This window comes from Paraburkholderia acidiphila (assembly GCF_009789655.1).
In the GTDB taxonomy this organism is placed as follows: Bacteria; Pseudomonadota; Gammaproteobacteria; order Burkholderiales; family Burkholderiaceae; genus Paraburkholderia; species Paraburkholderia acidiphila.
Genome location: NZ_CP046912.1, coordinates 47501 through 60727, shown reverse-complemented (window position 1 = coordinate 60727; position 13227 = coordinate 47501). Strand labels below are relative to the sequence as shown.

Here is a 13227-nt window from a genome sequence, read left to right as displayed (position 1 = left end):
CGCGCCTTTTTCCCCTTCCCCCTCACGCCGAAAGCTCTTCGAGCCGCACGCCATTCGTGCGCGGCCCAAACCCGCCGATGGAAATCATCACCGCGAGCATGCATACGGTGATGCCGGCGAACACGCCGCTCACGCCAAAATCGCGCAACAACGCGGCGATGATGAACCCCGACATCATGGCGCCCACGCGGCTTGCGGAATAGACGATGCCATTGGCGCTGCAACGCACGGCAGTGGGGAAAAGCTCGGCCTGATAGGCGTGATAGCACACGGAAATCGTCTGTCCCGCGAGACTGATCAGGACACCGAGCGAAATGAGCGCAAGCGGCGCGCGCGCCTGCGCGAACAGCAAGCCGAACACGACCACCGCGAACGCCGATCCGACGATGAGCCATTTGCGCTCGATGCGATCGGCCACGAGCATCGCGAGCAACGGCCCGCATGGCAGCGCGATGGCGATCACGACGGCATAGAGCAGGCTCTTCGTGACGGTCACACCCTGCCCGATCAGGAGCGTGGGCACCCAGTTGGCGAAACCGTAGTAGCCCACCGCCTGGCACAGATTGAACGCGATCAGCATGATGAGGCGCGCGCGGTACGGCGGCTTCCAGAGCTCCGCGAGCGAGGTGCGCCGGTGCGCGGGCAACACGAGCGTGGGCGAAGGCTCGGGCAACGCCCGGCCGCTTTCGCGCACGGCGCGCTGCTCCATCTGCGCGATCACGCGTTCGGCCGCTTCGGTTTGACCGTGGGTGACGAGCCAGCGCGGGCTTTCCGGCACGGCGCGGCGCACGAACCACACAATCGCCGCACCGAGCGAACCGGCAAGCACGACCCAGCGCCAGCCGTCCAGACCGAGCGGCGCCTGCGGCACGAGCCACCACGAAAGCAGTGCCGAAATGGGCGCGGCCGAAAACATGATTGCCTGGTTCAACGCCATCGCGCGCCCGCGCATCTGCTGCGGGACCATCTCCGTGACATAGCTGTCGATGGTGACGATCTCGATGCCCACGCCAATGCCCGTGATGAAGCGCCACAAAATCAGCCCTTGCGATGTATGCTGAAACGCCATCGCTACCGACCCCACCGAATACCACAGCAGCGAGAACGTGAAGACGCTTCGTCGTCCGAAACGGTCCGGCAGCCAGCCGAAACAAAAGGTGCCGATGAAAAGACCCGCGAACGTCGCGGCCACGAACGCGCCGATGCCGTTGAAGCCGAAAAACGCGTGCGTGGTGGTTTGCAGCATGCCGCTTTTGGCCATGCCCGGTGCGATATAGCCCGTGAAGATGAGATCGTAGACTTCGAAGAAGCCGCCGAGCGAAATGAGCATCACCAGCATCCAGAGCTGGCGCGTGGCGGGCAGGCGGTCGAGCCGCGCGGAAAGCGCGGCCGCCGCGCGATTGCCTACAGGTGCGGCCGTGACGGCGTCGAGCGGATCGTCCGCGCCGAGGGTTCGTTGCATGCTTGTCTCCGTGACGACGCCTCGCCGGGCATCATTCTTGTGAACGCCGCGCCTGCTGGTTCAGGGCGCGGCGCGCGACTTCAGTCCTGCCAGCACTTCTTCGGTATGCTCGCCCACCCTCGCGAGCGGCTGACGCACGCCGGGGCGTCGACCGCCCATCATGAGCGGCAGCAGCACGACTTCGGTCGTGCCACCGTCGTCGGTCTGCATCGGCACGAGTCCACCGCTTGCCTTCAGGTGCGGATCGTCGAGCAACTGGTCGGGGCGCACGATAGGCGCGTACGGAACGCCTGCCGCTTCGAGACGCGGCATGAGCTCCGCCGCCTGCTGCGTGGCTAACACGGCGCCGAGGCGTTCGAGCAGTTCAGGCCGTACGGCCACTCGCAAGGCGTTGTTCGCGAAGCGAGGCTCCCCGGCAAGCTGCGGGCAGCCGATCACGTCGCACAGCGTCACGAACTGTTTGTCGCTCACCGCGCCAATGAAAAGCTGTTCGCCCTCTGCAAGCGTGAACACGTCGTACACGCTCCAGGCCGACACCCGCGAGGGCATGGGCGGCGGCGCTTCATGCGTCATGGCGTATTGCTGCATGTGCTGCGCGCTCAGGAACACGCAGTTCTCGAACAGCGCGCTCTGCACCTCCTGGCCGCGCCCGGTGGCGTCGCGCTCGCGCAACGCGGCTAGCACGCCGATCGCGCCGAACATGCCGCCCATGATGTCGTTGACCGACGTACCGGCACGCAGCGGCCGCCCCGCGGGCCCGGTCATATAGGAGAGGCCGCCCATCATCTGCACGACTTCGTCGAGCGCGAGACGCTTCTCGTAGGGGCCCGGCAAAAAACCCTTGTGCGAGACGTAGATGAGGCGCGGGTAGCGCTGCGAGAGCGTGGCGTAATCCAGGCCGAGCTTTTCCATGAGGCCGGGCCGGAAGTTTTCGAGCATCACGTCGCACTCGCCGATCAGTTCGACGGCCGCGGCGCGCCCCGCTTCGGTGTTGATGTCGAGCACCACGCTCTTCTTGTTGCGGTTGAACGAGCGGAAAAAGCCGATGCCGAGGCCCGGCAGATTGCGCGTCTTGTCGCCGCCGGGTGGTTCGATCTTGATGACTTCGGCGCCGAGGTCCGCGAGGATCATCCCGCAGGTGGGGCCCATGACCATGTGCGTGAATTCGACCACACGCACGCCTTCTAGCGGCAACCGGGTTTGCGTATTCATAAGGAATTCCAATCAATCAGGCGTGATGCGCGATTGCGCCAAAGGTCTTCGGCAGGCCGGCGCGCCAGAGCGTGCCGTGCAGCGTTTCCCCCTCCAGCCACTGAGCCACGCGCGCGCGCAGCGCGAGCAGCCGTTCGATGTCGATGCCGGTGTCGATGCCCATGTCCGCGAGCATGAAGGCGAGGTCTTCGCTCGACGCGTTGCCGCTTGCGCCGGGCGCATGCGGACAGCCGCCGATGCCGCCCAGCGTGGCGTCGAAGCGCGTCACGCCCGCCTGAAGCGCCGCATAGACGTTGGCGAGCGCGAGGCCGCGCGTGTCGTGAAAGTGCGCGCAGCACAAACGCTCGCCCGCAATTTCGCGCGCAGCCTCGAAGAGGGCTCGCACGGCGGCGGGGTTGGCGTAGCCCACCGTGTCGGCGAGGCTCACGCGGTCCGCACCGGCGTCGAGCAGCGCCTGCATGCGGCGCAGCACTTCGGCGGGTTCGACGCGCCCTTGCAGCGTGCAGCCGAAGGCCGTACCGATGCCGCCTTCGATCAGCGTCTTCGCGCCGCTGGCGTCGCGCGCGGCGCGCATGCGCGCCACTTCGGCGACCACTTCATCGGGGGTCTTGCGCAGGTTCGCGAGGCTGTGCGCCTCGCTCGCGGAAAGCGGCACGAGCATGAGATCCGCTTGCATTTCCAGCGCGCGCTCAGCGCCCTTCAAGTTCGGCACGAGCACCGAGACGAAGAGGTCCGGCAACGTTTTGGCGTAAGCGACGAGTTCCGCCGTATCGGCGAGTTGTGGCAAGAGGCGCGCGGGCACGAACGAGCCCACTTCGATTTCGCGCTGGCCAGCTTCGTGCGCCGCGCGTATCCACTCGATCTTGCGCTCGGTGGGCAGCACGGTCTGGATGCTCTGCAGGCCGTCGCGCAGGCCGACCTCGCGTATTACGCAGCGCTGCGGTAATGGGGCCATGAAGGTGTCTCCGTTTTTGTCTCCAGCGATGTGCTAACTTTAGGCATTCCGCAAAATACATAAAGCGGTATTTTGGAACCTTCAAGATTCCAATCCGGAAACACAGAAAATGCTGTAAGGAGACGCCGTGCACGACATCGACCTCAAAACCCTGCGCCTGCTCGTGAGCGTGTGCGAGCACGGCAACATGGGGCGGGCGGCGCGCGACGAGCATATCGAGCCCTCCGCTATCAGCAAGCGCATCGCCCAGCTCGAAAACGAATTCGGCGTGCCGCTGCTCACGCGCTCGCGCCGCGGCGTGCAGCCCACCGCGGCGGGTCTTGCGCTGCTCGAGCATGCGCGCAGTGTGATCTTCACGCTCGAACGCGCGGCCAGCGACGTGGCCGCGCTCGGCAGCGGCCTCTCGGGCAGCGTGAGCGTGTGCGCCTCGGCCTCCGCGATCGCCGAAGCGCTGCTCGACGATCTCGCGTCGTTCATGCGCTTGCCCGCGTACAAGAACATTCGCGTGAACGTGGAGGAGCGCACGTCGCACGAACTCGTGCAACGCGTGCGCGACGGTGCGGCTTCGCTAGGCGTGTGCTGGGACAACGTCGATCTCGGGGGTCTTCAATCGCGCCCGTGGCGCGAAGACCGGCTCGTGCTCGCCGTGCATCCCGAGCACCCGCTGGCGAAACGCTGCACCATCGCCTTCGCGGAGACGCTCGATTACGAGCACGTGGGCCTGCCGCCGTCCACCGCCGTGCATACGATGCTGCGGCAGTCGGCGGCGCGCGGCGGGCGCACGGTCGCCTATCGCGCGGTGGTGTCGACGCTCGACGCGGCGTTCCGCGTGGTGGCCGCCAATCTCGGCATCAGCGTCGTGCCCGAGGAGGTGAGCCACACCTACCGGCGCATCATGGACGTGCACACGATTGCCCTCACCGACGCCTGGGCGCGGCGGCGTTTCATCGTCTGCTTTCGGGCGTTCGACACGCTGCAGCCCGCGGCGCAGCGCATGGTCGAGCATCTGGTGGAGCGGGCGGGTCAGAAGAAGCGTGGTGCGAGGAATAAGGGTTGAACGGCCGTCATCTGCCACGCGGGCAACGGTGCAGCCTCGGTTGCCGTCGCCGCAATGTCTCGTGGAGATCGCGGTCGTGACGCCAGGCTAAGCGTCGAATCGGGCTGCCGGCGCTCGCATGAAAGCGCGCCGATAGCCGCAGTTCCGCATCCGTAAAGCGAAGACGCGGCTACCCGCGCGCACTGTAAGCACAAGTTCACGTTCGCACGGCACAATGGCGAACCCACCCGAACTCAGAGGAGCGCGCGATGGCCCTTCCTTACGGCTACGTCAAGGCGAAGATTGTTTCCGCACCGCAGTTGAAACCCACGCGGCGGCCTCACGAAGTTCAATACCACCTCCACTTCGGTGTGACGGTCGAGGGCGCGCGATGGGACATCGCCGTCAACGTAGGCACGACGGACGCCGACGACCTGCTCAAGTACAAGCTCGTGTTCGACTTCAACCACAGCGTGCTCGCCACGCTTGAGGGCGTGGCCGAAGGCAAGGCCGATCTCACGGGCACCGCAGCGCTGCCCGCCATCGACTTCGAGCGCAGCGACTTCCTCGCCAATACGGGCGCGTGGCGCGACAGCGACGTGATGGACGGCTCCGACCAGGTGGAACCTGTGGCGTCGCTCAAGCGTCTACTGTTGCGCGCGCAACAATCTTCGCTCGACGTGTACGTGTTCGGCCGCTTCTACACCGAAGGCGACGGCATTCACGACGTGCACATGAACCAGGGCTCGAAGGGCGAGTTCATCCACACGGCGGGCAACGACACGAACGACCACAACGACATCTGGCAGGACGGCGCGCTGCTCGTGGATCTCGGCGACCGCGAATGGGCCTTGTATGTCGCGGCGTTCGATCAGCAATACGTGCCGACCGACAATCTCGGCAACCCGATGCCGAATTCGCAGCCGATTTCGTAAGCGCTCAACGGCGAGCGGGCGCACCCCGGCCACCCGGCATGCGCCCGTTCCTTAAAGACGATCGACGGTTTAGAAGTCGATCTTCGCGTTGAGGCTGACCGTGCGCGGGTCGCCCGGCGCGATGTAATCGGCGTACTGGAACATCCAGTAACGGCGATTCGTGATGTTGTCGATCGCCGCGCGCAGCGTCACGTCGTGGCCGCCAATGCGGGTGAAGTAGTTCGCGCCCACGTTCACGAGCATGTAGCCGCCCGTTTCCAGATTGTTTGCAGGACGCACCTGCGTGCTGCCCGTGAACTTCGCATCCGCGGCCAGTTGCAGGCCTTGCACATAAGGCACGTCGTAAGTCACGCGGCCCGCGGCCACGAACGTCGGCGCGCCGGCTACGCGATTGCCGTTGTACGACTGCCCCTTCGCGTACCACGTATCGAGCAGCGTGACACTGCCGGCCACCTGCCAGCTGCGGCCAAGCCGCACGCTGCCGCCCGCCTCGATCCCTTCGTAGATCGAATTGCCATCCTGCACGTAGACGTTGTCGCTGTTCGCGTAAGATGCGCCGCGCTCGATACGGAACAGCGCCGCCGTCGCGCTCCAGCGCTCGTGCTCGCTCTTGACGCCGATCTCATACTGACGCGAGCGCAGCGGGCGCAGCATCGATCCGCCGTTCGCGTAGATGCTGTCGACGATCGCGCCCTGCTCCAGCGCCTCGACGTAGCTCGCGTATAGCGTCGTATTCGGCTCGAGCTTGTACATGAGCGCAACGGTCGGCGTGAGCACGCCGTTCTGGCTGTACTGGGACGTCTTTTCGCCCGTGGTTGCGTAGTTGTTCTGACTATAGTTCGTGTAACGCAGGCCCGCGAGCACGGACCAGCGGCTCGTGATCTGCATGGTGTCGCTCACGAACGCGGAGGCCTGCGTGATATCGCTCGCGCGATACGTTTCGAGCCCGGCACCCGAATAGTAGCGCCACGGGTTAGGCTGATACAGATTGCCGTTGCCAAGCACCGTGTAGATCGAGTTCGACGCGTAATTGTTGGTCTGGTGCTGGTACGACCCGCCAATCACGAATTGATGCGTGAACGGCCCGGTCTTCACCTTGCCCTCGAACATGCCCTGCCAGTAGATGTCCTGATGGCCTTCGTCGCCGTTCCAGCGCGCGTCGGTGTAGTCGCCTTGCTGGTTGAGCAGCGTGAGCGTGCTCTCGTTGCGGTCGCGCGCCGACTTGCTGTAGCTGCCCGAAGTGGTGAACGACCAGTCGGGCGTGATCTGGTAACGCACGCCCGCCGTATAGAGCTGCAGGTTCGTGTTGATATGCTGGTCGGTGCCGCCCAGCAGATTGCTGCCGCCGCTGATCACCGCAGGCAGGCTCGACGCCGTATAGCTGCCCGTGTAGATCGCGGGCGTCTGGCCGCTCGAGCGGATGGTCTGGTAAAGCGCGTTGAACCACACCTGCAGGTCGCGGGTGAGCTGGCCGTCGAGCGCGAGCGACACCGAGTTGCGGTTGATATCGCCGGCGTTATAGGTCTTGCCCGCTTCCTTCGTGTAGTTCAGCCGCGCGCCGAACATGTCGTCCGGGCCGAAGCGGCGGCTCAGGTCCACGTGCGTGCTCAGCACGCCGTCCATGCGATAGCCCACGTCGAGGCTCGTGACCGGATCTTTGTCCGGCCGCTTTGTCACGTAGTTGACGAGGCCGCCAGGCTGCGCGAAACCGTACATGAAGCCGCCCAGTCCCTTGAGCAACTCCACGCGCTCCAGTTGCTCGTAGGGCATGGTAATGCCGTACGAGATGAACGGATTGCCGTCGATACGAAAGCCGTTTTGCCAATCCACGGGCAAGCCGCGAATCGTGATGTAGGTGGCCCACGCGTTATAGGCGTTGCTGTTGTTGCTGACCGAGGCGTCGCCGGCGAAGACATCGCCAAGCTTGTAGACCTGGCGCTCGGCGAGGTCCTCGCCTGTGACGACCGTGGTCGAGAACGGCGTATCGAGCTGCGAGCGCGTGCCGAGCGCGCCGCTCGACACGGGCGTATTCAGGTGCAGCGGCGAATCGGCGACCTGGCTCGCGTTCACCTTCACTGCGGGCAGCGCCTGGTCCGTGCTGGTGGTGGCCGCGGCGCCGTCCTGCGCCGTGGCCGGCGTCGTTGTCTGGGCAACAGCGGCCTGAGCCGCCGCAAAAGTGAGCCAGGCCGCAAAATGCAACGGCCGCAGGGGCCGGGGCTGCGTGCGACGAGCGCGCCGCGCGTGTTCTCGGTTGTTCATGTCGTTTTGGAAGGGTCGTCTCGCCAGTGCCTACGGATACTTCAATGAGAAGCATTCTCATTTATCACTGGCGGGCGATATTAACAAACCCTTACGACTTTTCCTAGAATCCGTATGGCATTTGTCAGTTTTGACGTATTCCGTCGAAATACTGCTCAAAACGGACTTCGAGCGGCGGGATCATGTCTGTTCGGCGAAATAATCGCCCTACGTTTGCTGAATTGGACGGCCGCCTGAAACGCAGCGCGCACGCGCTTGCTTGCTGCTGTGCGAGATGTCGGCGCCTGGAAATACGCTAAGTCGCGACATAAAATACAGGCCCAGTCAGTCCATTCACGTGGTGGCCGCGTATGAAACACGCTACGTTCCCCGTGCTGATCGTTCTGGCTTCGGTCCCGGCCGCATGGGCCATGGGCCTCGCCTCGGCAAACGAAAACACGGTTCTGCCCTCGCGCCAAAGCGCGGCACCTGCCACGCTGCACTGGCCTCCGGCCTCGCCCGCGTCTATCCCGCCTGGCATTTCTCGCGCTGCGTTGCACACGGAGCCCCAGAAAGACGGCAGGCCGTATTTCGAAACGCTCCCGGGCGGCGACGACAAGCTCGACGACCAAGGCGCGCCCTTGCGCGGCGATCGTTTCCACTGGCAGCAGCCGTAGTGTTCACACGCTGCACGGCGGCTTTCTTATAATGTTCAGTTTTCCTGATTATTGTTGGCAACCGGCGGAATGAACGGGCGGCTCCGTGCGCCGCACACCATGCGTGCCGCATAGCGAACGCGAAGGCATGCTCACGCCCTGGCCACGTTCGGACCGCCCAGAGTAAGTTCCGTGACATGATCGGCGCGTCCTGCGACTGGAACGCCATCATGCCCCGTCTGGTTCGTTCGCCTCTGCGCCTGCAAGTCTGCGCACTCGCCGCATCGCTCGCCTTGCTCGCGGCTCCCCTCGTCATCGAATCCGCGCAAGCCTGCACGCGCGCGCTCTATGTGGGCGATAGCGGTCTCGTCATCACCGGGCGTTCCATGGACTGGTCCGAGGACATGCGCTCGAACCTCTGGGTCTTTCCTGCCGGCATCGAACGCGACGGCAACGCGGGCCCGCGCTCGCCGCACTGGCGCTCGAAATACGGCAGCGTGGTGGTGTCGGGATACGACATCGGCAGCGTGGACGGCATGAACGAACGCGGCCTCGTGGCCAACGCGCTCTATCTGGCCGAAACCGATTACGGCAAGCCCAACTCGGGGCGGGAGCCGCTCTCCATCAGCCTGTGGGCGCAATACGTGCTCGACAACTTCGCCACGGTTGGAGAAGCCGTGGATGCGCTTGGCCGCGAGCCGTTCCAGATCATTGCGCCACCGCTGCCGGACGGCAAGCCGATCACGATCCATCTCGCGCTTTCCGATTCGCAAGGCGACTCGGCCATTCTCGAATATCTCGACGGCAAGCTCGTGATCATGCACGACAAGGCGTACAAGGTCATGACGAACTCGCCGATCTACCCCGAACAGCTCGCGCTCGACACGTACTGGAAAGGCGTGGGCGGCCTCGCCTTTCTGCCCGGCACGAATCGCGCGGCCGACCGTTTCGTGCGCACCTCGTTTCTGCTCGACGCCATTCCCAAGAAGCCCGACCCGGCCTATATGGCGGGCGTACCGCAACAAAACCCCGCTTATCAGGCCGTGGCGAGCGTGATGAGCCTCATGCGTTCCGTGAGCGTGCCGCTCGGCATCACCACACCCAACATGCCGAATCTTTCGTCGACGATCTGGCGCACGGTGGCGGACCAGACGAATCGCGTTTATTACTTCGATTCCGCCACGCGCCCCGACACCTTCTGGATCTCGCTGAGCAAGCTCGACCTCAAGCCCGGCGCGCCGGTCATGAAGCTCACCATCGATTCGGGCCAAGTGTATTCAGGCGAAGTGTCGGGCAAATTCGTCGCGACGCCGTCGTTCAAGTTCATGCCTGCGCCCGCGCCGTGATCACTTCGCGAACAGCTGGCCGATGTCCTTGAACGCCTTGAATTCGAGCGCGTTGCCGCACGGGTCGAGGAAGAACATCGTGGCTTGCTCGCCCACCTGTCCCTTGAAGCGCACATAAGGTTCGATCACGAACCTCACGCCGAATGTCTTGAGACGCTCGGCCAGCGCCTCCCAGTCGTCCCAGCTCAGCACCACGCCGAAATGCGGCACGGGTACGTCGTGGCCGTCCACGGGATTCGTGTGCGCATGGTCCTGCGAAGCCGTTTTCGGATGCTCGTGAATCACGAGTTGATGGCCGAAGAAGTCGAAGTCGACCCACTGCGTACTGGAGCGCCCCTCCGCAAGACCGAATACGCGGCCGTAGAAGTCGCGCGCGGCGGCGAGGTCATAAACGGGAATGGCGAGGTGAAAGGGGGAAAGGGACATGCGTGTCTCCACTTGTCTTCGAAGGCAATCCTGTCATGGTAGACAGACCGAAGCAAAAACAAAATCAATATATAATTTTCTGATTCACAAATAGTATTGATGAATGATCCGCGAACTCAGAACGCTCGTTGCCGTGGCGAGAGAAGGCACGTTCGCCGCCGCAGGACAAAAGATCGGCTTGACGCAGGCCGCCGTGAGCGCGCAAATCCAGCGCCTCGAAGCGGAGCTGGGCTTCGCGCTGTTCGACCGCGAGGGCCGCGCGGCGCGCCTGAACGCAATGGGCCAGCACATTCTCGCCCAGGCGCAGGAGGTCATCCGGCTCTATGAAAACCTGAGTTCGAGCGCGGCTGGACCCGCGGCGACTGGGCGCGTCACGCTCGGCGCGATCGCCTCCGTGCAGCGCGCGCTCGTACCCGAGGCGCTGGCCGAATTCCACCGCCGCTGTGCCGGCTGCCGCACGCGCGTGATCCCTGGCGTTTCGATGGAGCTGCACAATCTCGTGGATGCAGGCGAAATCGACATGGCGGCTATTATCCGGCCACCCTTCGCACTGCAAAGCGATCTGCGCTGGACCACGCTCGCGCGCGAGCCGTTCCGGCTCATCGTGCCGCGCCATGCGAAAGGCCAGGACTGGGCCGAAATGTTGGCGACGCAGCCTTTCATCCGCTACGATCGCGCGTCTTTCGGCGGAAGGCAGGTGGACCGCTTCCTGCGTCGCATGCACTACACCGTGCAAGACCTGAGCGAACTCGACGAACTCGAGGCCATCGTCGCGCTCGTCGCGAACGGCGTGGGCGTCGCGCTGGTGCCGCAGACGTCGGCGTGGCGGCACTGGCCCGCCAAAGTGCGCGCGATCGACCTCGGGCAGCATACGTTCCACCGCGACGTCGGCCTCGTGCATCGCGCACCAGGTACGCTCAGCGAGCCTGCGCGCCTGCTGATCCAGTTGCTCGAATCCCGTGCCCAGGAGCAGCAGGCAGGCACGCAGCCATGAACACACCACGCCTTTTCGGTCCAGCGGAGCAACACACTTGAGCACTCCAGAACAATTACTTTTCCTGCCCGGCGCCTCCGGCAACAAGACCTTCTGGCAGCCGCTCTCCGACCGCCTTGCGACGACCGCAGCGCGTTGCTTCGTTGGCTATCCGGGCTTTGGAGGCGAGCCGGCGGACCCGGAAGTCGCCAGCATCGACGACATCGCGCAGCGCGTGGTCGCCATGCTCGACCGGCCCACGGCGTTGATCGCCCAGTCGATGGGCGGCGTCATCGCCGTGCGCGCGGCGCTCGCGAAGCCGCAATGCGTCACGCATCTGGTGCTCTCGGTCACCTCGGGCGGCATCGACACCGCCGCGCTCGGCGCGCAGGACTGGCGCGCGGGCAATACGAGCCACTTTCCTGAATGGTTTGTCTCGTTCCGCTCGGACCTTTCCAGCCAGATCGCGAGCCTCACCCAGCCGGTCCTGCTGTTATGGGGCGACAACGATCCGTTGAGTCCCGTCGCGGTTGGCGAACGGCTTGGCGCCCTGCTCGCGAACGCCACGCTGCACGTGGTGCACGGCGGCGAGCATGATCTGGCGAGCGTCCACGCTCAAGCTTTAGCGCCGCTTGTGGATGCGCATTTGGCGGCAGCCTGACCAGTTCCACAGCGGCGGGTCTCGCAGGCGATTCCACCAAATTCGCCAGAAAATACATTAAAAATAACTGGACGAAAATCAATACGATTTCACAAATCACTAGACCGCGCCATCCAACCAACAGGAACACCTATGCCGCGCCCCATCGCCGCCCGTATTCACCCCGACGCCATCCGCCACAACCTGCAGCTTGCGAAGCAGCTCGCCGCCGGCTCGCGCGCCTTCGCCGTCATCAAGGCGAATGGGTACGGTCACGGCATCGAGCGGATCTATCCGGCGCTCGCGGGCGCCGACGGTATCGCGCTGCTCGACCTCGATGAAGCCGTGCGCGTGCGCGAACTGGGCTGGACCAAACCGCTGCTGTTGCTCGAAGGCGTGTTCGAGCCCGCCGACGTGGAACTTGCCGTCGCGCACCGGCTCACGGTTGCCGTGCATTGCGACGAACAACTCGATCTGCTCGCGGCGGCGAAGCCACGGCATCCCATCGACATTCAGCTGAAGATGAACTCGGGCATGAACCGCCTGGGCTTTCGCCCGCATGCGTATCGCGCGGCATGGGAGCGCGCGCGTGCCATCCCGTCGATCGGCGCGATCAGCCTCATGACGCACTTCGCGAACGCCGACGACGGTCAGGTCGACTGGCAGCTCGACACGTTCGACGCTGTCGTGCGCGACATTCCCGGCGAGCAGTCGGTGTCGAATTCCGCGGGCGTGCTCTGGCACCCGCGCGCGCACCGCGACTGGGTGCGCCCGGGCACGATCCTTTATGGCGCGTCGCCCACGGGCGTGGCGCGGCATGTGGAAGGCTTCGGCCTGCGCTCGGCCATGACGCTCACGAGCCGCATCATCGGCGTGCAGACACTCGCGCCGCAGGAAACCATCGGCTATGGCCGCACCTTCGAGGTCGACCGGCCCATCCGCATCGGCGTGGTGGCGTGCGGCTATGCGGACGGCTATCCGCGCCACGCGCCCACCGGCACCCCGATTGCCGTGGATGGCGTGCGCACGCGCGTGGTGGGCCGCGTGTCGATGGACATGCTCACCGTCGATCTCACGCCGTGCCCGCAGGCAGGCATCGGTTCGAGCGTCGAGTTGTGGGGCGACCAGGTGCGCGTGGACGAAGTGGCCGAGGCGTCGGGCACGATCGGCTATGAGCTGATGTGCGCAATCGCGCGGCGCGTGCCGGTGATCGTGACCGATGGCGCGGATACGCCGGCCACCGCGCCGGCACAAGGCGAAAGCGTCACTGCCTGACGGTGTGCCTGACCATGGCGAAAGCTCCCTGACGAAATTTCGTCAAACTTCCGGTTGAGCCCCGGCCTTGCGT

General features: G+C 64.7%; 12 protein-coding genes. 7 read left to right on the top strand and 5 right to left on the bottom strand.

The features are described 5' to 3' along the window. Positions 1-22: 22 nt before the first annotated feature. From FAZ97_RS30540 to FAZ97_RS30530, 3 genes are read right to left on the bottom strand one after another with little or no spacing between them, the layout of a single operon-like run. Complete coding sequence (locus FAZ97_RS30540) at positions 23-1462, bottom strand: MFS transporter (RefSeq protein WP_158762527.1); 1440 nt, start codon at positions 1460-1462, stop codon at positions 23-25. 60 nt (positions 1463-1522) lie between these two features. Continuing rightward, entirely contained in the window at positions 1523-2674 is a 1152-nt protein-coding gene (locus FAZ97_RS30535) for a CaiB/BaiF CoA transferase family protein (RefSeq protein WP_158762526.1), read from the bottom strand. 16 nt (positions 2675-2690) lie between these two features. Beyond that, a complete protein-coding gene (locus tag FAZ97_RS30530) occupies positions 2691-3629 on the bottom strand; it encodes a hydroxymethylglutaryl-CoA lyase (protein ID WP_158762525.1) in 939 nt (312 codons plus the stop codon). Positions 3630-3756: 127 nt separating this feature from the next. Here FAZ97_RS30530 and FAZ97_RS30525 point away from each other — a divergent pair, with 127 nt between their 5' ends. Together FAZ97_RS30525 and FAZ97_RS30520 are read left to right on the top strand one after the other, a co-directional pair. Then, a complete protein-coding gene (locus FAZ97_RS30525) occupies positions 3757-4686 on the top strand; it encodes a LysR family transcriptional regulator (protein ID WP_158762524.1) in 930 nt (309 codons plus the stop codon). A 248-nt stretch (positions 4687-4934) separates the two neighbouring features. Continuing rightward, on the top strand, positions 4935-5600 hold the full coding sequence (locus FAZ97_RS30520; protein ID WP_158762523.1) for a DUF2278 family protein: 666 nt from the start codon (positions 4935-4937) through the stop codon (positions 5598-5600). 69 nt (positions 5601-5669) lie between these two features. Here the strand turns inward: FAZ97_RS30520 and FAZ97_RS30515 are convergent, their stop codons facing one another. Beyond that, positions 5670-7859 carry a TonB-dependent siderophore receptor gene (locus FAZ97_RS30515; protein WP_233271979.1) on the bottom strand — a complete coding sequence of 730 codons (2190 nt, stop codon included), beginning with the start codon at positions 7857-7859 and terminating at the stop codon, positions 5670-5672. 350 nt (positions 7860-8209) lie between these two features. On the opposite strand from FAZ97_RS30515, the gene FAZ97_RS30510 reads away from it, so the two are divergent. Next, the gene (locus FAZ97_RS30510) at positions 8210-8515 is read left to right on the top strand and encodes a hypothetical protein (RefSeq protein WP_158762522.1); all 306 of its coding nucleotides are present in this window, start codon (positions 8210-8212) and stop codon (positions 8513-8515) included. A gap of 209 nt (positions 8516-8724) precedes the next feature. Further along, entirely contained in the window at positions 8725-9840 is a 1116-nt protein-coding gene (locus tag FAZ97_RS30505; RefSeq protein ID WP_158762521.1) for a linear amide C-N hydrolase, read from the top strand. On the opposite strand, the gene FAZ97_RS30500 is transcribed toward FAZ97_RS30505, so the two are convergent. Beyond that, a complete protein-coding gene (locus FAZ97_RS30500) occupies positions 9841-10266 on the bottom strand; it encodes a VOC family protein (RefSeq protein WP_158762520.1) in 426 nt (141 codons plus the stop codon). Positions 10267-10369: 103 nt separating this feature from the next. Between FAZ97_RS30500 and FAZ97_RS30495 the strand changes: the two genes are divergently transcribed. From FAZ97_RS30495 to alr, 3 genes are all read left to right on the top strand, one after another. Beyond that, positions 10370-11260, top strand: coding sequence for a LysR family transcriptional regulator (locus FAZ97_RS30495; protein WP_158762519.1), 891 nt, complete (start codon positions 10370-10372; stop codon positions 11258-11260). Positions 11261-11297: 37 nt separating this feature from the next. Next, the gene (locus tag FAZ97_RS30490) at positions 11298-11900 is read left to right on the top strand and encodes an alpha/beta fold hydrolase (RefSeq protein WP_158762518.1); all 603 of its coding nucleotides are present in this window, start codon (positions 11298-11300) and stop codon (positions 11898-11900) included. A 132-nt stretch (positions 11901-12032) separates the two neighbouring features. Next, the gene (gene alr, locus FAZ97_RS30485) at positions 12033-13154 is read left to right on the top strand and encodes an alanine racemase (protein ID WP_158762517.1); all 1122 of its coding nucleotides are present in this window, start codon (positions 12033-12035) and stop codon (positions 13152-13154) included. Positions 13155-13227: the final 73 nt, after the last annotated feature.